This window comes from Aliigemmobacter aestuarii (assembly GCF_004799285.1).
In the GTDB taxonomy this organism is placed as follows: domain Bacteria; phylum Pseudomonadota; class Alphaproteobacteria; order Rhodobacterales; family Rhodobacteraceae; genus Aliigemmobacter; species Aliigemmobacter aestuarii.
Genome location: NZ_SSND01000002.1, coordinates 207186 through 225875, shown reverse-complemented (window position 1 = coordinate 225875; position 18690 = coordinate 207186). Strand labels below are relative to the sequence as shown.

The following is an 18690-nucleotide window of genomic DNA, read 5'->3' as shown; positions in this document are numbered from 1 at the left end:
GTCATGCGCTATGTCAAATGGACGCTCCTTGCCCTGATCGCGCTGACGGTCTTTTCCTTCCTGCATTACACGCTGCCGCAGAACGACATCGTGCGCATCGTCGGCACCGAAAACCGGCGGATCGACTTCGGCGAGAATTCGATCTTCTGGGCGCAGCCGGATGTGGGCACCGCCGGCGGCGGCAACCGCGACGTTTTCTTCGTCCAGACGGTGCAGCCCGACGGCAAGCCGATGGTCTATCGCAACGAGGATACCGGCTGGGGCTGGCCGCCCTATTTCAAGCTCGACAGTTCCAACACCCAGGCCGAGGCGCAGGCGCTTGTCTCTACCGCCGAGGCGCCGAAATGGGTCGCGATCACGCATTACGGCTGGCGCAACGAGTTCTTTACGATCTTTCCGAACGCGGTTTCGGTGAAACAGGTGGAAAGCCCCGATGTGCGGATCATCCCCTGGGTGAACATCATCATCCTGACGACGCTGCTGTTCATCCTGTTCCTCTTGTGGCGGATGTGGGCGCAGTTCCGCGAACGCACCATCGACCCCGCGCTTGAGGATGTGGCCGAGGCGATGGATGCGGCAGGACAACGCGTGGATCAGGCGCAGGATCGTGCGGCCGGTGTCTGGGGCCGGTTCCGGGCCTGGCTGAACACCTGGCGGGCCAAGCCGCGCAAGTGAACGCCGGATAAGGCCGGGCTCAGCCGGGCGTGCCGATGCCGGCAGCGATCCGTTCGGCCATCATGATCGTGGGGGCGTTTGTGTTGCCGCCGATCAGGCGCGGCATCAGGCTGGCATCGGCGACCCGCAGGCCCGTCATGCCGTGCACGCGGCCCTCGGGGTCTGTCACGGCCATGTCGTCGCGCCCCATCCTGCAGGTGCCGACCGGGTGATAGATCGTGTCGGCGCGGGCGCGGATGTCAGCCTCAAGTGCTGCGTCGCTGCCATCATGGGGATAAAGCCGACCGCCGCGCCAAGGGGCGAGGGGCGGGGCCTCCATCACCCTTTCCATGATCCGTGCCCCCGCCATAAGGGCCGACAGGTCCGCCGGATCGGACAGGAAGGCCGGGTCGATCCGGGGCGGGCTTTCGGGGCGGGCATCCAGCAGCCCGACCGATCCTCGCGAGGCCGGACGCAGCACGCAGACATGGCAGGAATAGCCATCGGCCGCATGCAGCCTGCGCATGTGGTCATCGACGATCCCGATGACGAAATGGAACTGCAGATCGGGGCGGTCCAGCCCGGAGCCGTCCAGACCGGGGCGCGAAGACAGGAAGGCCCCGCCTTCGGCCATGGGCGAGGCAAAGAGCCCCTCGCCCGTCCGGCGCCACCGCAGCCCCGCCTTCAGCATCCGCATCAGGCCCCGCGGGTTAAGCCCGACCACATCGCGGCGCAGGCTGCGGTAGCTTATGGTGTAATCCAGATGGTCCTGCAGGTTCTGCCCGACGCCCGGCAGGGCGTGGGCCACCGGCACCCCGTGGGCGCGCAACTCGTCCTCGGGGCCGATCCCCGACAGCAGCAGAAGCTGCGGCGACCCGAATGCGCCGGCGCAAAGCACCACCTCGGACCGGGCGCGCAGCGCCTTGCCGTTCGTCAGCAGGACGCCCGTTGCGCGCTTTCCCTCCAGTGTGATCCGCGCCACCCGCGCACGGGTCAGAACCGTCAGGTTCGGGCGGCTCATTGCGGGGTGCACATAGGCCGCCGCCGCCGAACAGCGTTCGCCCCGGCGTGGGCCATCGTGGAATTGCGTCACCTGATAAAGCCCCGAGCCTGCCTGCCGGGGGCCATTGAAATCGTCGTTCGGGGGGATCTGGTTTTCGGCGCAGGCCTGAAGCCAGGCGCGGGTGATGGCGCGAGGGTGCTGCTGGTCGCCAACCTGAAGCGGCCCATGCGCCCCGTGGAAGGCAGACGCGCCGCGGGCATTGCCCTCGGCCCGCAGGAACCACGGCAGGACCGATTGCCAGTCCCAGCCATCCGCGCCCAATTCGGCCCATTCGTCGTAATCGGCAGGATGGCCACGAACATAGAGCATGGCATTGATCGCCGATGATCCGCCAAGCGCCTTGCCGCGCGGCTGGAACCCCCGCCGCCCGTCGAGGCCGGGTTGCGGCGCCGTGCGAAAGGCCCAGTTGTGAATCGGCGGGCGGCCTGACACCATCGCCGCGACCAATGCGGGCGCACGCACCAAAAGGTCGCGCCCGGTGCCGCCCGCCTCGATCAGGCAGACCGTCACGCCCGGGTTTTCCGAAAGGCGCGCGGCCATGACCGAACCGGCCGAACCGCCACCGCAGATGATATAGTCGAACTCCATGACGGGCCGAGACTACGCCGGCCCGCCTCGAACTCAATGCGGCAATTCCGGTGCGTGACGCAACGGAACGGTCCGCGCGGTTCAGCCGCGCAGGGTGCCGCCGGTGGCCTTCGTGACCTTCTCGACGATCTTGGCGGACACGGCTTCGATCTCGGCTTCGGTCAGGGTCTTTTCGGTGGGTTGCAGGCGCACCGTCAGGGCCACGGATTTCTTGCCTGCGCCCATCTGCGCCTCGGCCTTCTCGCCGATGAACTGGTCGAAGACACGGACGCTTTCGATCAGGGCCTTGTCGGCGCCCTGTGCCGCGTTCACGGCAACCAGGGCCTCGACGCCGGAATCCATCACGAAGGCGAAATCGCGGTCAACCGCCTGAAGGTCGGACATCGCCAGCGCCGGGCGTGTGGGTGTTCTGGTCTTGGGCATCGGAACGGCCCCGATGTTGACCGTGAAGGCCACCGCCGGGCCCTTCACACCCATCGCGTTCAGGATGCGCGGATGAACCTCGCCGAAAGTGGCAAGGGCGTTCGGCCCCAGGGCGATCACGCCCGACCGGCCCGGATGCCACCAGGCATCGACCTTGCGGGTGATCTGAACGCGGGCCGGGGCGCCAAGGGCAGACAGCACGGCCTCGACATCTGTCTTGGCATCGAACACATCGACCGGGCGGCGCGAGCCATAGGGATCGCGCGGGGCGCTCGCGCCCACCAGAAGGCCGGTTGCGCGCAGGTCCTGTTCGCCCGGCTCGCCGCCGGTGAAGGCAGGGCCGACCTCGAACAGGGCCAGATCCATGAAGCCGCGCGCCTGATTGCGGGCGGCCGCGCGCAGCAGGCCCGGCAACAGGTCGGGGCGCAGATGCGTCATCTCGGACGAGATCGGGTTTTCGACCCGCACCGCATCGCTGCCGCCACCGAACATCTGCGCGGCAGGCCCGTCGATGAAACTGTAGGTGACGCATTCATTGTAGCCAAGCGCGGCCAGCGTCCGCCGCGCCGCGCGTTCGCGCATCTGCGTGGGCGTCAGGATCGGTTTCGGCACGCCCGGCACGGCACGCGACAGCGGCTTGCCCTTGAGCCTGGTCAGCGAGGCGACGCGGGCCACCTCCTCGACCAGATCGGCCTCGCCCAGGATATCGGGGCGCCACGACGGCGGGGTGACCTGGTTGCCGGACAGGGCAAAGCCAAGCGCGGTCAGCGTCTGGCGCTGTTCGGCCTCGGGGATGTCCATGCCGACAAGGCGCTGCACCCGGCCCGCATCCAGCCGGTAATGACGGGTCGTGTCGGGCACCGCGCCGTCCATCACCACCTCGGACGGCTCGCCGCCGCAGAGGGCAAGGATCATCCGCGTAGCCAGTTCCAGCCCCGGCAGCGTGAAGGCGGGGTCAACACCGCGTTCAAAGCGATAGCGCGCGTCGGAATTGATCTTCAGCGCGCGTCCGGTCGCGGCGATCGTGATCGGATCCCAGAAGGCGCTTTCAAGGAAGACGTCGGTCGTTTCCCCGGTGCAGCCGGAATGTTCGCCGCCCATGATCCCGGCCAGCGATTCCGGCTGTTCGGCATCGGAAATCAGCATCATGCCGGGGCGCAGGGCATAGGTCTTGCCATCCAGCGCCAGAAGTTCCTCGCCGCCTTGCGCGGGGTGGATGCGCAGCAGGCCCCCCTTCACCTTCGCCGCATCGAAGACGTGCAGCGGGCGGTTCAGGCCGAAGGTGAAATAGTTGGTGATGTCGACCAGCGCCGAAATCGGACGCAGCCCGATCGCCTTCAGCCGTGCCTGCATCCAGTTGGGCGAGGGGCCGTTCGTCACGCCCCGGATCAGGCGACCGGCGAACAGCGGGCAGCCCTTTTCCTTCAGCGCGGGGTCGATCTCCACCCGGATCGGGCTGGGGAAGCCGCCCGCCACCGGTTCCACCGGCATGTCCTTTAGCTTGCCCAGGCCGCGCGCGGCCAGATCGCGCGCAATGCCGCGCACGCCAAGCGCATCGGGACGGTTCGGCGTGACCTTGATGTAGATCATCGGGTCATTGAGGCCGCGATAGTCGATGAACCGCACGCCCACCGGTGCATCCTCGGGCAGGTCGATGATGCCGTCGTGGTCGTCCGACAGCATCAGTTCGCGTTCCGAACACAGCATGCCGTTCGAATCCACGCCCCGGATATTGCCCGGCTTCAGATCGACGCCCGTTCCCGGCACATGGGTACCGACGGGGGCGAAGACGCCCACCAGCCCCGTGCGCGCATTGGGCGCGCCGCAGACCACCTGCACCTCTTCCATCGGGCCATCGGGGCCCTGTGGCCAGGTCGCCACGCGACACAGGCGAAGCCGGTCGGCGTTGGGGTGCTGCACCGCCTCGATCACCCGGCAGATGCGGAAGGGGCCCAGGCTGTCCTCGGGGTTCTCGACCTCTTCGACCTCGTGACCGAGATCGGTCAGCGCGATCAGGATCTCGTCCAGCGTGGCCGTGGTCTCAAGGTGATCCTTCAGCCAGGACAGGGTGAATTTCATGGGTCTGCCTCGTTGGTCTGCAATGGGCGCAACATGCGGATTCCGCGCCGGTTGGCCTTAACGCATCAGGCCGAAAAGGGGAAGGCGGGCCGATCCGGTTTCCATTCCGGAAACGGATTGTTCACCAGTCGGGCCGGCGCGCAGCAGGATTGCGGCAAAATTGTGGTGTAAACATGGCGCATGAATGACCTTCTGGACATCCCGCCGGACAGACAGCAGCCCCGGCCCATGCGGCTGGCGGTGCTGATCGGCCTGACATTGCTGGCATTCATCGCCGTGGCGGCGCGGGGCGGCTGACCCGCACGCGCCTATCGGCTCAGCCCTGCGGCCAGGTCAGGCATGTCCAGCGCGGAAAAGCCGTAGTGACGCAGCCAGCGCAGGTCGCTTTCGAAGAAGGCACGCAGGTCGGGGATGCCGTATTTGAGCATCGCGAGCCGGTCGATCCCCATGCCGAAGGCAAAGCCCTGCCATTCGTCCGGGTTCACCCCCGCCGCCTGAAGGACCTTGGGATGGACCATCCCCGAACCGAGGATTTCCATCCACTTCTCGCCCTCGCCGATCTTCAGCTGTCCGCCCACGTTGGAATAGCGGATGTCGACCTCGGCCGAGGGTTCGGTGAAGGGGAAGTGGCTCGCGCGGAAGCGCAGTTCCACCTTGTCGACCTCGAAGAAGGCGCGGCAGAATTCCTCAAGCACCCATTTCAGGTTGGCCATGCTGATATCGCGGTCGATGGCCAGCCCTTCGACCTGATGGAACATCGGCGTGTGGGTCTGGTCCATGTCCATGCGATAGACGCGGCCCGGCGCGATCACCCGGATCGGCGCGCCGCGATCCATCATGGCGCGGATCTGCACCGGGCTCGTGTGCGTGCGCAGCACATGCGGCGGGCGGTCGTCGCCCGCGGCGCGGTGCATGAAGAAGGTGTCATGTTCCTGACGCGCGGGATGTTCCGGCGGGATGTTCAGCGCGTCGAAATTGTACCAGTCGCTTTCCACCTGCGGCCCTTCGGCCACCGAAAAGCCCATGTCGGCGAAGATCGCGGTCAGTTCGTCCATCACCTGGCTGACCGGGTGGATGGTGCCCGCGCGGCGCGGGCGCCCGGGCAGCGTGACGTCCAGCCATTCAGACTTCAGCCGGGCATCAAGCGCGGCATCGGCCAGTGCGGCCTTGCGGGCGCGGAGCGCGGCGTCGATCTCGTCGCGCAGGATGTTGAGCGCGGCGCCGGCGGTCTTGCGTTCCTCCGGTGCCATCTTGCCCAGCGTGGCCATCATGGCGCTGATCTCGCCCTTCTTGCCAAGGGCCGCAAGCCGCACCTCTTCCAGCGCCGCCTCGTCGGCGGCCCGGGCCACGGCCTCGATATACTTGCCACGCAGTTCGCTCAGGTCCATCGGCTGCTCTCCATCCGGTCGGCGAGTGTGCTAGCCCCGCCGCCGGGCTTTTGCAAGCGGATCAGGCCGGGATCGACCTCGCCGCGGCCCTGCCTGACAGTACGGCGCCGTGGGCCGTGCCGTGGTAATGCGGTTCGCAGGCTTCCCCGGCAAAGACCAGCCGCCCGCCCCAGTCGGTTCCGGCAAGGGCGCGGCGTGTGGCCGGGGTGCAGCCGGTGGCGTTGAAGGAATAGGCCCCGAAGGACAGCGGATCGCGCGACCATCGGCTGATCTGGGCGGCCCTGGGCGCGGGAAACCTGGTGCCGAACATGGCGCGCAAGGCGTCATGCGCTTCGGCCCGGATCGCGTCATCCGTGCGGCCTTCGATCTGGCGGGCCTTCGCGCCGCCGTGAAAGGCCAGCAGCACCGGCGCCCCCGCCACCCGCGTGAGGCTAAGCCATTGTGCCCAGGCACCATCCTCGGGGCCGAGCCATTCGATCCAGTCCACGTCCTCGGGCCAGGCGGTGCGGTCGAAGCGCAGCCAGCATTTGTTCAATGTCCCCATCTTCAGAAGCGACAGCGCCCGTTGCCGGTCGCCTTTCAGCGCTTCGCCAAAGGCGATGCTGCCCGATTGCAGGACACCCAGCGGTACCGTGACCACGGCATGATCGGCGGTCATGCTTGTGCCGTCCTTCAGCCGCAGTTCGATCCCCTGGCCCCGCGGTGACAGCCCGGCCACCGGCAGGCCGGTCCGGATGTCGAGACCGCGCGCCATGTGCCGGGGGATGGCGTCGAACCCGTCGGGAAAGACCACGTCGTTGCCCCTGAATTCCTTGATGTCGTCGATGTGCCAGGCCGAGGCCTCGGACCAGTCGCAGCCGTATTCCAGTTCCAGATTGGCATTCACGTAATGCCGGATCAGCCGGCGTTCGCTTGCATCCGCCTTTCGCCATCCCTGCGTGGCCCGAACCGCGCTGGCGAGGTCATCGCCCGCACCGGCCGCCTCGACCGCCGTTTCGACCAGATGTTCGGCGCGGGTCATCGCCGGGTCCAGATCGCGTTCGCGCCCCTTCGGCCCGAAGGCGGTCGCGCGGTCATAGGAGGTTGCCGCGCGCCTTGCGCCCGCCGCATCGGCCAGCATGGTCAGCGGGTTGCCGCGGGTTCCGTGGATCCAGCTTGCGCCCATGTCCATCGGCAGGCCGCGCCAGAGCCGCGAGGTATGGATGCGCCCGCCGATGCGATCGCGCGCCTCGACAACCGTCACCCGGTGGCCGGCCGTCGCCAGCGCCTGTGCAGCGGTCAGCCCCGCCAGTCCGGCACCCACCACGATCACGGATCTTCCACCCGTCGCCGACGCGGGCCGGGCCGCAAGGGGGGCAATGCCCAGCAGCGCCAACATGCTGCGCCTGTTCAACATGGTCACTCGTCCTTCGGGAACCCTTCACCAGCGATCAGGGTAGGGGAAGACGCATCGCGCCCGCAACAGGCCCGTCCTGCCCGCCGGAAACGAAAAGACCCCGCACGATGGCGGGGCCCTTCGATGACATGTCCGAAGTGAAATCAGGCCAGAGCCGATTTCGCCTGCGCCGCGATGGCGTTAAAGGCTTCGGGTTCGTGCACGGCGAGATCGGCCAGAACCTTGCGGTCCACTTCGATCCCGGCCTTCGACAGCCCGTTGATCAGGCGCGAATAGGTCATCTCGGCGTCGAACAGACGGACGGCCGCGTTGATCCGCTGGATCCACAGCGCGCGGAAGTTGCGCTTGCGGGTCTTGCGGTCGCGGGTCGCGTACTGGTTCGCCTTGTCGACGGCCTGGGTAGCGGTGCGGAAGTTGGTGGAACGGGCGGCATAGTAGCCAGCCGCCTGCTTGATCACCTTGCGGTGACGGGCGTGGGTGACCTTGCCGGATTTGACGCGTGCCATGGTTCAGTCTCTCCTCAGCGGTCGTAGGGCATGTATTTCTTGACGATCTTGGCGTCCGAATCGTTCAGGATCATCGTGCCAGTCGCCTCGCGCACGAATTTCGTGCTGCGCTTGATCATGCCGTGACGCTTGCCGGCGGGGCCGGCCTTCACACGGCCCGAAGCCGTGAAGGAGAACCGCTTTTTGGCAGCGGATTTGGTCTTCATCTTGGGCATTTCCATCTCCGTGGTTTCAGGCGCGACTCGGCATGCCACAATCGGCCGGCCGCGCGGGTCATTCAGACGCGCCCGTATAGGGGGCGTCCGGCGGTGTTGCAAGCGGATTCTGCCGCCTTTTCAGTTCATGATCTGGCCGATCACCCGGTAGAAGGCGCGGGGAATGTCGCCCAGGGCATAGCCGCCCGGCTTCTGGCTCAGCGCCAGAACAATCAGCGTTCCCGCGATCATCACCATGATCGCCGCGATCCGTGGTGCCCTGCCTTCGGAAAAGGCCGACATCATCGACGGCAGCGCCAGCACCCCAAGAACGATGCCGACGACCAGATAGACATCCGTATTCATCGCACTCACCCCTGAAAGCCCGCAGCCCTTGCCGGCCTCGCCCCCACTGGAGCGATTATTCAGGGTCCACGCGGTAAATCAATCTTTCATCGCAGGGAGCGACACGAAGGATGTTCGTCGTGCCCTGGACGTTGAAGGGAACGCCTGCCGTGACCACGATCTGATCGGTCTCGGTGGCAAATCCGTAGCCGCGCGCGGCCCGGGCGGCCGAGATGACCGCGCCCTTGAAGCGTTCCTGTTCCTCGGTCATCACGCAATGCGTGCCCCAGGTCAGGCAAAGCCGCCGGGCAGTGCGCACCAGGGGCGTCAGCGCGATGATCGGAACGCGCGGGCGTTCGCGCGCCACAAGGCTGACCGTGGTGCCCGACTGCGAAAAGCAGCAGATCGCCTTGATGTCGGTCGTCTCGGCGATTTCGCGTGCGGCGGCCACGATGCCATCGGCCACGGTCTGCCGCTTGGCGCGGCGGCTGGCCTCGATCACCTCGCGGTAGGTCGGGTCGCTTTCGACCGAGATGGCGACGTTGCTCATCGTCGTCACGGCCTCGACCGGATACTGCCCCGCCGCGGATTCCGCCGAAAGCATCACCGCATCGGCGCCCTCATAGATCGCGGTGGCGACGTCCGATACCTCGGCCCGTGTCGGCACGGGGGATTCGATCATGGATTCCAGCATCTGGGTGGCCACGATCACCGGTTTCGCCGCCGCGCGGGCGGCGCGGACCAGGCGCTTCTGGATCGGCGGCACGTCCTGCACATGACATTCCACGCCAAGATCGCCCCGGGCGACCATGATGCCGTCGGACACGGCAAGGATGGCGTCGAAGGCCTTCACCGCCGCGGGTTTCTCGATCTTCGACAGAACGGCGGCACGGCCCCGCACCAGCTTGCGCGCCTCCTCGACATCCTCGGGACGCTGCACGAAGGACAGCGCGAGCCAGTCGATCCCCAGTTCGCAGGCGAATTCCAGATCGGCACGGTCCTTTTCGGACAGCGCCGCCAGCGGCAGCACGACGTCGGGCACGTTCACGCCCTTGCGGTTCGAGATCGTGCCCCCCACCATCACCGTGCAGTCGGCAAAGTCCTTGCCGCAGGCATCGACCCGCAGCCGGATCTTGCCGTCATTGACCAGCAGCGTCGCGCCGGGTTCCAATGCGGCGAAAATCTCGGGATGGGGCAGTTGCACTCGCTGCAGATCGCCCGGTGCCGGGTCAAGATCCAGCCGGAAGCCGGCGCCTTCCTCGATGTCATGCGCGCCCTCGGCGAAGGTGCCAACCCGCAGCTTCGGGCCCTGAAGATCGGCTAGGATGGCGATCGGGCGACCAATATCGGCCTCGATCCGGCGGATGATCGAATGGCGCGCGGCGATATCGGCATGGGTGCCGTGGCTCATGTTCAGGCGGAACACATCCGCGCCGGATTCGAACAGCGCGCGGATGGTGTCATAGTCGCTGGAGGCAGGGCCAAGCGTGGCCACGATCTTGACTTTGCGAAGGCGTCTCATCTGCGCCGGTTCCCGTCTTTCTGATGCGAGTGTCTGTCTGTGATGCTGGGCCGCAGACCTTATGGCGGAAAACCCGATACAGGGCAACCGGGGTTCTGTTAGCGTTAACACCAATTTTCCGGGCCCGCCGGGCATTTTCCTTTCGCGCGAAGCTTTCTAAACAGGGTGCCGTCCCCGCGCGCAACAGGATGATGACCCGTGCCCCCGTTCCAGATCATCGGCGAAGACCGACCCGGCCGTTGGCTGGTGACCTGCGATCATGCCACGAACCGCGTGCCTGCCGACGTGGGCGGCGGCAGCCTGGGGATCGCGGCCGAGGACATGGAACGCCACATCGCCTATGACATCGGCGCGGCGGGGCTGGCGCGCGCGCTTGCCGAACGGCTGGACAGCCCGGCGATCCTGTCGGATTTCTCGCGTCTGGTGATCGACCCGAACCGGGGCGAGGACGATCCGACGCTGGTGATGAAGCTTTACGACGGCACGATCATCCCCGCCAACCGCCATGTCGACGCGGCCGAGGTGACGCGCCGGATGGAAACGCTCTACCGGCCCTATCACGCGGCCTATGCCCGCCTTGCCGCACGCCGCCCCGATACGGTGATCCTCGCGATCCACAGCTTCACCCCCTGCCTCAAGGGGCGCCCGCCCCGGCCCTGGCAGGTGGGGGTGCTCTATTCCCATCTCGACGAACGCCTGTCGCGTCCGCTCATCGCGCGCCTCGGGGCCGAACCCGACCTTTGCGTGGGCGACAACGAACCCTATTCCGGCCATCTTCCCGGCGATGCCATCGACCGGCATGCCCTGCGGCACGGACGGCTGAACACGCTGGTGGAACTGCGCAACGACCTGATCGGAACCGATGCCGAACAGGCCGCCTGGGCCGACCGTCTGGCGCCGATCCTGGCCGGGGCGCTGGCGGCACTGTGACGGTGCGTCTTGCATCCGCGGCGTAACGGAACTGCCGCAAATGTGACATGCGATTGGCACGCTTCGGGGGTAGCCTGAACCCGAGACGACCGCAACGGAGAGGGCCATGCCCGTCTTTGCCCGCCGCACCGCCGACTATACCCGCGCCGAGGTGCTTTCGGATGCGGTCGTGCATGGGCTTGGCCTTGTCGCGGTTCTGGTCGCGGTGCCGGTCCTGGTCACCCTTGCCGCCGTCCTGCGGGGCGACATGGCGACGGTCACGGCGGCCGCGGTCTATGGCGGTGCGCTGATCCTGATGATCGCCTGTTCGGCCATCTACAACACGGTCGGCCGGCAACGCTGGGGCCATGTGCTGCAACGGCTCGACCATTCGGCGATCTATGTGAAGATCGCCGGCACCTACACGCCCTTCCTTACCCTGTCGGGCGGGCAGGCGGGCTGGCTGCTGACCGGGATCTGGGGCGCGGCCCTGGTTGGCGTCGGGCTGAAACTGGCCTCGCCCAATCGCTGGCGCTGGATCGGCCTTGCGCTCTATCTGGCCCTCGGCTGGGCCGGGCTGTTTGCGGGGGCGGATTTCCTCGCCACGCTGTCAACGCCGGTTCTGGTCCTGATCCTGACCGGCGGCGCGCTCTACACGCTCGGTGTGCTCTTCTACCTCGCCGAGGGGATGCCGTTCCACTACACGATCTGGCACGTGCTTGTCCTTGCGGCGAGCTTTGTCTTCTATGCCGCCGTGACCGTTCAGGTCGTGACGACCGCCTGATCGTTCAACCTGATCGAAATACCCCGGGGGTGCGGGGGCAGCGCCCCCGCCCTTTCCTGCTCAGACGGCGGCCTTGCGCATCTCGTCCAGGTAGATTTCGCGCAGGCGGGGCACGACATTGCCCACCTTGCCCGAACCGATCGCGGCGCCATCGACCTCGATCACCGGCATCACGAAGGCCGAGGCCGAGGTGATGAAGGCCTCGTCGGCGGCCTTGGCCTCGTCGATGGTGAAGCTGCGCTCCTCGACCTCCATCTGCGCCTCGGCGGCAAAGCGCAGCACGGCGGCGCGGGTGATTCCGTGCAGGATGTTGTTCGACAGAGCCCGCGTGACGATTCGGTTGCCCTTCACGATATAGGCGTTGTTCGATGTGCCTTCGGTGACGAACCCGTCCTCGACGAACCAGGCGTCATCGACCCCCGCCTTCTTGGCCATCATCTTGCCCATCGAGGGATAAAGCAGTTGCACCGTCTTGATGTCGCGCCGCCCCCAGCGTTCATCGGGGATCGAGATCACGCGCCAGCCGGTCTTTGCCGCCGGGCTGTCCGCCAGTCCGGGCTTGGACTGCGTGAACAGGACGACCGTAGGCTCCACATCCACCGACGGATAGGCAAAGTCGCGGTCGCCCGGATTGCCGCGCGTGACCTGCAGATAGACCAGGCCATCGGTGATGCCGTTCCGCGCCACCATCTCGCGGTGAATGGCCAGCCATTCGTCCTGACTGTGGGGGTTTTTCATGTCCAGTTCGCGGCAGGACCGGTCCAGCCGGACGCAATGCCCGGCGAAATCGATCAGCTTGCCGTCCAGCACCGATGTCACCTCATAGATGCCATCGGCCATCAGAAAGCCCCGGTCAAAGACCGAAACCCTGGCTTCGGTTTCGGGCAGGTAGTCGCCATTCACGTAAACTGTGCGGGTCATCTTCATCCCCAGAGCTGGGACGGCGCGGGGTGGATCCCGGCGGCGTCGTAATGGATCGGTTGGTCGCGGTCTTCTCGCAGCAGAAGCGGCGCGTCAAGGTCCACGAAGGCGGCGCCCTGCGCGACCAGCACCGCAGGCGCCATCGCAAGCGACGATCCGACCATGCAGCCCACCATGATCCCGAATCCTGCCACGCGTGCCGCTTTGCGGGTAGCCAGCGCCTCGGTCAGCCCGCCGGTCTTGTCCAGCTTGATGTTGACGAAGTCGTATTTGCCCCGCAGCCCCGGCAGCGAGGCGCGGTCGAAGCAGGATTCGTCGGCGCAAACCGGCACCGGGCGCGCCATGTCGGCCAGCGCCTCATCCGCCCCGGCGGGAAGGGGCTGTTCCACCAGCGCCACGCCAAGGCGTTTCAGATGCGGCGCCAGATCGGCATAGACTTCGGGCGTCCAGCCTTCGTTGGCGTCCACGATGATCACCGGGCGGGGCGCACCCGCGCGCACGGCCTCAAGCCGGGGCATGTCATCGGGCGTGCCCAGTTTTATCTTCAGAAGCGGGCGGTGCGCGTGTTTCACGGCTTCGGCCCGCATCGCCTGAGGCGTGTCGAGCGACAGCGTATAGGTGACAGGCAAGGGACCCGGAGCATCCAGCCCCGCGATCTGCCAGGCGGGGCGCCCGGTGGCCTTGGCCTCCCAATCCCAGAGCGCGGCATCCACGGCATTGCGTGCAGCCCCCGGCGGCAGGGCTGATTGCAACGCTGCGCGGGTGATTCCAGGCGGCAGGCCCTCGATCTGTGCACGCACGCTGTCCAGCGATTCGCCGTAACGGGCATAAGGCACGCATTCGCCCCATCCCGTCACGCGATCACGGCTGACGCGGATCGTCAGCACATGGGCATGGGTCTTGGACCCGCGCGAGATGGTGAAGGTCTGGGCAAGGGCAAAGCTGTCGGCGGTAACGGTGATCATGGGGCAGGTCTTTCGAACGCTCATCAAGCCGGTCCGGCCTTCTTCGCGCCTCGGGCCGCGCCTGTCCAGCGATGCGGCGATGCGGCGCGCCTGATGCTGCGATTGCGAATTCGGCCTTGCAGGCAGCTACGCAACATTATATCGCCATGACAATCAAACGCGAAACTTCCTTGCCGAAAGGTGCCCAGATGAGCTTCCGCCTCCAGCCGCCCGCCCCCGCACGCCCGAACCGCTGCCAGTTGTTCGGACCCGGATCGCGCCCGGCGCTGTTCGAGAAGATGGCAGCCAGCGCGGCCGATGTGATCAACCTCGATCTCGAGGATTCGGTGGCGCCCTCGGACAAGGATGCCGCCCGCGCGAACATCATCCAGGCGATCAACGAGGTCGACTGGGGCACCAAGACGCTGTCTGTGCGGATCAACGGGCTGGACACGCCCTTCTGGTATCGCGATGTCGTGGACCTGCTGGAACAGGCGGGCGACCGGCTTGACCAGATCATGATCCCCAAGGTGGGCTGCGCCGAGGATGTCTATGCCGTCGATGCGCTGGTTACGGCCATCGAACGCGCCAAGGGGCGGACCAAGCCGATCAGCTTCGAGGTCATCATCGAAAGCGCGGCCGGGATCGCGCATGTGGAGGCGATCGCCGCCTCCAGCCCGCGCCTTCAGGCGATGAGCCTCGGCGCCGCGGATTTTGCCGCAAGCATGGGGATGCAGACCACCGGCATCGGCGGGACGCAGGAAAACTATTACATGCTGCGCGAGGGCGTGAAACACTGGTCGGACCCGTGGCACTGGGCGCAGGCCGCCATCGTCGCCGCCTGCCGCACGCATGGCATCCTGCCGGTCGATGGCCCGTTCGGCGATTTCAGCGACGATGACGGCTTCCGCGCACAGGCGCTGCGGTCGGCCACGCTGGGGATGGTCGGCAAATGGGCGATCCACCCCAAACAGGTGGCGCTCGCCAACGAGGTCTTCACCCCGTCCGAGGCCGCCGTGGCCGAGGCGCGCGAGATTCTTGCCGCGATGGAGGCTGCCAAGGCTGCCGGGCAGGGTGCGACCGTCTACAAGGGGCGCCTTGTGGATATCGCCTCGATCAAGCAGGCCGAGGTGATCGTCAAACAGGCCGAACTGATCGCCCGCAACTGAGTTGCCCGTGGGCCTGTCCGGTTTGGGAGGACCGGCGGCCCGTCGAGGGAGGAAACCGCCCCGGCAAGGCCCATGCCGGGGCGGTTCGCATTCAGGCGACGTTATTTTGTCGCAGCATTCAATGATGTGAATTTGATCGGAATCAATCTGGTTGCCCGACAAACGGGCAAAAGATGTGCGGCCAATTCAACATACCGGAGTGTCCAATGAAGAAAATCCTGTGTGCCGCCGTTTTCATCCTTGCTTTGCCAAACCTTTCGCTCGCCCAGGGAATGATGACACCGCAGGAAAAGGGTCTTTCGGCCCCGGTGATCGCGATTACCCAGGTACTGGCCAAGAACGCCGATGCGCTGAACCTGAATGACGATCAGCGCGCCGACCTTGCCGCGTGGCTTGAGGTCATGCCCAAGAAGCGCGGCGCCTTCGAGGACGAGATCGCCACGCTTCGCGCGGAAATGCGCCTGGCGATCGCAGGCGGAAAGCCTGAGGAGGAACGTCGTGCACTGGCGCAGAAGATCGGCGAGATGGAAATCGAGCTGATCATGATGCGGTCAAACTGCGTTGACCACTGGCGCAGCGTGCTGACCCCGGATCAATTCGCCGAACTGCTCAGGCTGGCGGGCGTCCAGTAAACCGGTTTCTGGCTGGCGGCGGCGGGGCCTGCGCCCCGCCTCCCATGTGGCGAGGCGGGGCGCAATCCGGCCTCAGCCGTCTTCTTCCATCTCGTCGGCTTCTTCGCTGTCGATGTTCATGTTGCGCAGGTGTTGCGCGATGCCTTCCTCGATATCCTCGAAATAGGTGAGATGCCCGTTTTCCAGAACGGCGGCGGCGGTGCACAGCTTGCGGACCTGTGCCATCGAATGGGTCACAACGACAGCGGCGCTTTCCCGCAACCGGGCGGTAAAGACCTTGGCGCTTTTCACCCGGAAGACCGCATCGCCGACGCTTGTGACCTCGTCCACCAGGTAGGTGTCGAAATGGATGCCCATCGACAGCCCGAAGGACAGGCGCGACCGCATCCCGGCCGAATAGGTGCGCACCGGCATGTGGAAATGATCGCCAAGTTCCGCGAAATCGGCCACGAAATCGACCAGCTCATCGCTGTCCACGCCATAGACCCGCGCGACGAAGCGCACGTTTTGCGCCCCGCTCAGATCGGAATGGAAACTGCCGCGAAAGCCGACGGGCCAGGAAATCGTCCCCGTCGAGGTGATCGTGCCGCTGTCAAGGTCGGTGAGCCCGCCGATCATCGACAGAAGCGTGGATTTGCCCGCCCCGTTCCGTCCCAGAAGGGCCACCGAGGTCCGGCTGGGAATGGTGAACGAGATATTGTCCGCGACGACCTTCCGGACCCCGTCCATCACAAAGCTCTTGCAGACGTTCCTCAGGACGATCATCGGTCAGCGGCGATCCCGGATGCTGTAATAGACCAGAAGCCCCATCGCCCAGGTCAGCGACAGCAGGAAGGCCGCAGCCGCAAGGATCAGCCCGACGCGCGGATATTGCGCCGACTGCGCCAGTGTGGGCTGGATATGGGCGGCAAGATAGCGGCTTTGACGCTGCGCCTCGGCGCGGGCGGCCTCAAGGATGATCGTTGCCGAACGGAACGATTCCTCGGCCACCTGGCGGTCCACGATCAGGCGTTCGTATTCGGATACGATGGTGGCGTAATCCGCGCCCGATCCCGATGTGGGCGACCCGACCGAGAACTTGCTGCGCTCTTCGGCGATGCGCTTGTTGATCACCTCGATCCGCCGCTCGATCAGGCCCTTGCGCGGGTCGTCGTCACGCAGGTCCGACATCATGTCGAGTTCGATCAGCGATTCCGCCAGTTGCGCTTCGAGGTTGGTCAGAAGGCCCATCTGGCCCTGGATGTCGGTCAGGGGGTCCACAAGCTGCGTGCGCGACCGGTATTCGGTGATCCGCTCGCGGATGTCCTTCAGCCGGTCGACGGCGCGTACCAGTTCCTGTTCGGCATAGCGCGTGGCGTCCTGCCGCGCGGCATCTGAGAGGCGGTTGATCATCTCGGTCGAATTGCGCAGCACCGCGCCCGCGATCTTCTGCGCCTCATCGGGGGTGAAGGCACGTACCTCAAGGTGAATGAGGCCCGTGCCCTCGTTGTATTCGACGGTGATCATCCGTTGCCAGAAATCCACCTTGTCCTCGATCGGGCTGCCCGGTTTCAGGCTCAGCAGCGGGTCCGCCGCGTGGTTGCGGCCATAGACCTGATCCAGATCCAGCTCCGTATCCAGCAGCGTCACCAGGTCCTGGCTCTGGATGAAGTCGTAAAGGATTTCGGCATCGGTCGAGGCCGCGCCGGTCAGCTGCGCAAGCCCGCCGATCGCATCGACCGTGGCCGGGCCTTCCTCCTTGCGAACCGAAAAGCCCACCTCCGAGGCGTATTGGTCCTGCGCAAAGGTCGTGAGGTATCCGGCGATAAGGATGAAGGGCAGGATGACGAACAGGATGAAGGTCCACAGCGCCAGATGATGACGGCGGCGCATCCGGGCGGGCGCGACGGGCGGTGGAATGGCGGCCAGCGCTTCGGGTGTCAGCTCGCGTTCGGCAAGTTCCAGCGCCTTTACCCGGTTCATGCCACCCTTCCGGCCACGACCCTTCCCCTGACCGGATCCTTGGCCTTCGCCGGTTGCGACATTGCCTTCGTCTTCCTTGGCTGCCACGCTGGCCATCCTTTCCTGTCGAACCGACTACCGGGGCGCACATCGCCCCCGCGCGGGCCAGTGCCGGCCCAAGCAAAGGTCATTTGATCTTTCTGCCCGGTTCCTACATAGACAATCGCAGAGAATCCAGCCGGAACCGGTGTCATGCCGAAACGATCCGGTCACAATTTCCGGCCCGTTCCTGCGGGCCCTGGGGACGATCCGCCCGATGGACAGCGAAAGCACCGTGGCCCTGCCCAGTTCCAGACCGCCCGAAACCGGCATCCGGCGGTTCAAGATGGTGCGGACCGTGACCGCGATGATCCTGCGCGAAATGACGACCACCTACGGGCGTTCGCCGGGCGGGTATCTCTGGTCGCTGCTGGAACCGATCGGCGGCATCATGATCCTGACGCTGATCTTTTCCGCCGGGCTCCGGCTCAAGTCGCCCTCGCTGGGTGTCAGCTTTGCCATGTTCTATGCCACGGGCCTGCTGTCTTTCACGGCCTATGTGCGAGTGCAGGCGAAGGTGGCGATGTCGATCACCTATTCCCGGTCGCTGCTGCGCTACCCGGCCGTTACCTTCGTAGACGCGATCCTTGGCCGGTTCATCCTGAACGCCCTGACGATGACGATCATCATCGTCATCGTGACCGCCTCGATCATGGCGCTGTTCGAGACGAGGGCCGTGATCGACCTGCCTTCGATCGCGCTGTCGCTGGCCATGGCCTATACCCTTGGACTGGGGATCGGGTCGCTGAATGCCTATCTGATGCCGGTCTTTCCGATCTACGGTTCGGTCTGGAGCATCCTGACCACGCCGCTGTTCTTCGTGTCGGGCGTCATCTACATCTACGAGGAACTGCCCCACGCCGGCCAGCAGATCCTGTGGTACAACCCTCTCATCCACATCACGGCGATGATGCGCAAGGGGTTCTATGCGCAGTATGACGCCGGGTTCGTATCGCCGTTCTATGTCTTCTCGATCGCGCTGATCTGCCTGACCGTCGGCCTGATCCTGATCCGCCGGAACTACCGGATGATCGTCGATCAAAGTTACTGAACTGGGCGACAGCCCCGCGCCCGGCTTTGCGTCGTTGCATCTTCGGGCGGGCTTGGCCATATAGAGTTCGTCGTTCCGCAAG

General features: G+C 65.8%; 18 protein-coding genes. 6 read left to right on the top strand and 12 right to left on the bottom strand.

Going from position 1 to position 18690, the window contains the following annotated elements:
* The first annotated feature begins 3 nt into the window (after positions 1-3).
* On the top strand, positions 4-675 hold the full coding sequence (locus E7811_RS09950) for a DUF1523 family protein (protein ID WP_136394487.1): 672 nt from the start codon (positions 4-6) through the stop codon (positions 673-675).
* 19 nt (positions 676-694) lie between these two features.
* Here the strand turns inward: E7811_RS09950 and E7811_RS09945 are convergent, their stop codons facing one another.
* The 8 genes from E7811_RS09945 to pyk all read right to left on the bottom strand — a co-directional run bounded on the left by E7811_RS09945 (position 695) and on the right by pyk (position 10158).
* On the bottom strand, positions 695-2305 hold the full coding sequence (locus tag E7811_RS09945; RefSeq protein WP_136394486.1) for a GMC family oxidoreductase: 1611 nt from the start codon (positions 2303-2305) through the stop codon (positions 695-697).
* A gap of 81 nt (positions 2306-2386) precedes the next feature.
* Positions 2387-4807 carry a phenylalanine--tRNA ligase subunit beta gene (gene pheT / locus E7811_RS09940; RefSeq protein WP_136394485.1) on the bottom strand — a complete coding sequence of 807 codons (2421 nt, stop codon included), beginning with the start codon at positions 4805-4807 and terminating at the stop codon, positions 2387-2389.
* A 308-nt stretch (positions 4808-5115) separates the two neighbouring features.
* Positions 5116-6195: a phenylalanine--tRNA ligase subunit alpha gene (gene pheS, locus E7811_RS09935; RefSeq protein ID WP_394345614.1), complete on the bottom strand. Its 1080-nt coding sequence runs from the start codon at positions 6193-6195 to the stop codon at positions 5116-5118.
* A 61-nt stretch (positions 6196-6256) separates the two neighbouring features.
* Entirely contained in the window at positions 6257-7591 is a 1335-nt protein-coding gene (locus E7811_RS09930; protein WP_136394484.1) for a flavin monoamine oxidase family protein, read from the bottom strand.
* 143 nt (positions 7592-7734) lie between these two features.
* Positions 7735-8097: a 50S ribosomal protein L20 gene (gene rplT / locus E7811_RS09925; RefSeq protein ID WP_136394483.1), complete on the bottom strand. Its 363-nt coding sequence runs from the start codon at positions 8095-8097 to the stop codon at positions 7735-7737.
* Positions 8098-8111: 14 nt separating this feature from the next.
* Complete coding sequence (gene rpmI, locus E7811_RS09920; protein ID WP_136394482.1) at positions 8112-8312, bottom strand: 50S ribosomal protein L35; 201 nt, start codon at positions 8310-8312, stop codon at positions 8112-8114.
* Positions 8313-8432: 120 nt separating this feature from the next.
* The gene (locus E7811_RS09915; protein WP_136394481.1) at positions 8433-8657 is read right to left on the bottom strand and encodes a hypothetical protein; all 225 of its coding nucleotides are present in this window, start codon (positions 8655-8657) and stop codon (positions 8433-8435) included.
* Positions 8658-8712: 55 nt separating this feature from the next.
* Complete coding sequence (gene pyk / locus E7811_RS09910; RefSeq protein ID WP_136394480.1) at positions 8713-10158, bottom strand: pyruvate kinase; 1446 nt, start codon at positions 10156-10158, stop codon at positions 8713-8715.
* Between the two features lie 198 nt (positions 10159-10356).
* Between pyk and E7811_RS09905 the strand changes: the two genes are divergently transcribed.
* Both E7811_RS09905 and trhA read left to right on the top strand, forming a co-directional pair.
* Positions 10357-11088 carry an N-formylglutamate amidohydrolase gene (locus E7811_RS09905; RefSeq protein WP_136394479.1) on the top strand — a complete coding sequence of 244 codons (732 nt, stop codon included), beginning with the start codon at positions 10357-10359 and terminating at the stop codon, positions 11086-11088.
* A 106-nt stretch (positions 11089-11194) separates the two neighbouring features.
* On the top strand, positions 11195-11851 hold the full coding sequence (gene trhA, locus E7811_RS09900; protein ID WP_136394478.1) for a PAQR family membrane homeostasis protein TrhA: 657 nt from the start codon (positions 11195-11197) through the stop codon (positions 11849-11851).
* Positions 11852-11911: 60 nt separating this feature from the next.
* Here the strand turns inward: trhA and E7811_RS09895 are convergent, their stop codons facing one another.
* Positions 11912-12772 carry a D-amino-acid transaminase gene (locus E7811_RS09895; RefSeq protein ID WP_136394477.1) on the bottom strand — a complete coding sequence of 287 codons (861 nt, stop codon included), beginning with the start codon at positions 12770-12772 and terminating at the stop codon, positions 11912-11914.
* A 2-nt stretch (positions 12773-12774) separates the two neighbouring features.
* Complete coding sequence (gene dgcA / locus E7811_RS09890) at positions 12775-13737, bottom strand: N-acetyl-D-Glu racemase DgcA (protein ID WP_136394476.1); 963 nt, start codon at positions 13735-13737, stop codon at positions 12775-12777.
* Between the two features lie 188 nt (positions 13738-13925).
* Here dgcA and E7811_RS09885 point away from each other — a divergent pair, with 188 nt between their 5' ends.
* The gene (locus E7811_RS09885) at positions 13926-14885 is read left to right on the top strand and encodes an L-malyl-CoA/beta-methylmalyl-CoA lyase (RefSeq protein WP_136394475.1); all 960 of its coding nucleotides are present in this window, start codon (positions 13926-13928) and stop codon (positions 14883-14885) included.
* 275 nt (positions 14886-15160) lie between these two features.
* Positions 15161-15517 carry a Spy/CpxP family protein refolding chaperone gene (locus E7811_RS09880; RefSeq protein WP_136394474.1) on the top strand — a complete coding sequence of 119 codons (357 nt, stop codon included), beginning with the start codon at positions 15161-15163 and terminating at the stop codon, positions 15515-15517.
* A 72-nt stretch (positions 15518-15589) separates the two neighbouring features.
* On the opposite strand, the gene E7811_RS09875 is transcribed toward E7811_RS09880, so the two are convergent.
* Together E7811_RS09875 and E7811_RS09870 are read right to left on the bottom strand one after the other, a co-directional pair.
* Positions 15590-16282, bottom strand: a complete 693-nt coding sequence (locus tag E7811_RS09875; protein WP_136394473.1) for an ABC transporter ATP-binding protein — start codon at positions 16280-16282, stop codon at positions 15590-15592.
* Between the two features lie 3 nt (positions 16283-16285).
* On the bottom strand, positions 16286-17479 hold the full coding sequence (locus E7811_RS09870) for a sugar transporter (RefSeq protein WP_168732986.1): 1194 nt from the start codon (positions 17477-17479) through the stop codon (positions 16286-16288).
* Positions 17480-17774: 295 nt separating this feature from the next.
* On the opposite strand from E7811_RS09870, the gene E7811_RS09865 reads away from it, so the two are divergent.
* Positions 17775-18608, top strand: a complete 834-nt coding sequence (locus E7811_RS09865; protein ID WP_136394471.1) for an ABC transporter permease — start codon at positions 17775-17777, stop codon at positions 18606-18608.
* The last annotated feature ends 82 nt before the right edge of the window (positions 18609-18690 follow it).

What these genes read in the sequence shown, in the direction of transcription:
- E7811_RS09950 (WP_136394487.1), top strand. Translation starts at nt 4, where the DNA reads ATGCGCTATGTCAAATGGACGCTCCTTGCCCTGATCGCGCTGACGGTC.
- E7811_RS09945 (WP_136394486.1), bottom strand. Translation starts at nt 2,305, where the DNA reads ATGGAGTTCGACTATATCATCTGCGGTGGCGGTTCGGCCGGTTCGGTC.
- pheT (WP_136394485.1), bottom strand. Translation starts at nt 4,807, where the DNA reads ATGAAATTCACCCTGTCCTGGCTGAAGGATCACCTTGAGACCACGGCC.
- pheS (WP_394345614.1), bottom strand. Translation starts at nt 6,195, where the DNA reads ATGGACCTGAGCGAACTGCGTGGCAAGTATATCGAGGCCGTGGCCCGG.
- E7811_RS09930 (WP_136394484.1), bottom strand. Translation starts at nt 7,591, where the DNA reads ATGTTGAACAGGCGCAGCATGTTGGCGCTGCTGGGCATTGCCCCCCTT.
- rplT (WP_136394483.1), bottom strand. Translation starts at nt 8,097, where the DNA reads ATGGCACGCGTCAAATCCGGCAAGGTCACCCACGCCCGTCACCGCAAG.
- rpmI (WP_136394482.1), bottom strand. Translation starts at nt 8,312, where the DNA reads ATGCCCAAGATGAAGACCAAATCCGCTGCCAAAAAGCGGTTCTCCTTC.
- E7811_RS09915 (WP_136394481.1), bottom strand. Translation starts at nt 8,657, where the DNA reads ATGAATACGGATGTCTATCTGGTCGTCGGCATCGTTCTTGGGGTGCTG.
- pyk (WP_136394480.1), bottom strand. Translation starts at nt 10,158, where the DNA reads ATGAGACGCCTTCGCAAAGTCAAGATCGTGGCCACGCTTGGCCCTGCC.
- trhA (WP_136394478.1), top strand. Translation starts at nt 11,195, where the DNA reads ATGCCCGTCTTTGCCCGCCGCACCGCCGACTATACCCGCGCCGAGGTG.
- E7811_RS09895 (WP_136394477.1), bottom strand. Translation starts at nt 12,772, where the DNA reads ATGACCCGCACAGTTTACGTGAATGGCGACTACCTGCCCGAAACCGAA.
- dgcA (WP_136394476.1), bottom strand. Translation starts at nt 13,737, where the DNA reads ATGATCACCGTTACCGCCGACAGCTTTGCCCTTGCCCAGACCTTCACC.
- E7811_RS09885 (WP_136394475.1), top strand. Translation starts at nt 13,926, where the DNA reads ATGAGCTTCCGCCTCCAGCCGCCCGCCCCCGCACGCCCGAACCGCTGC.
- E7811_RS09880 (WP_136394474.1), top strand. Translation starts at nt 15,161, where the DNA reads ATGACACCGCAGGAAAAGGGTCTTTCGGCCCCGGTGATCGCGATTACC.
- E7811_RS09875 (WP_136394473.1), bottom strand. Translation starts at nt 16,282, where the DNA reads ATGATCGTCCTGAGGAACGTCTGCAAGAGCTTTGTGATGGACGGGGTC.
- E7811_RS09870 (WP_168732986.1), bottom strand. Translation starts at nt 17,479, where the DNA reads ATGAACCGGGTAAAGGCGCTGGAACTTGCCGAACGCGAGCTGACACCC.
- E7811_RS09865 (WP_136394471.1), top strand. Translation starts at nt 17,775, where the DNA reads ATGGACAGCGAAAGCACCGTGGCCCTGCCCAGTTCCAGACCGCCCGAA.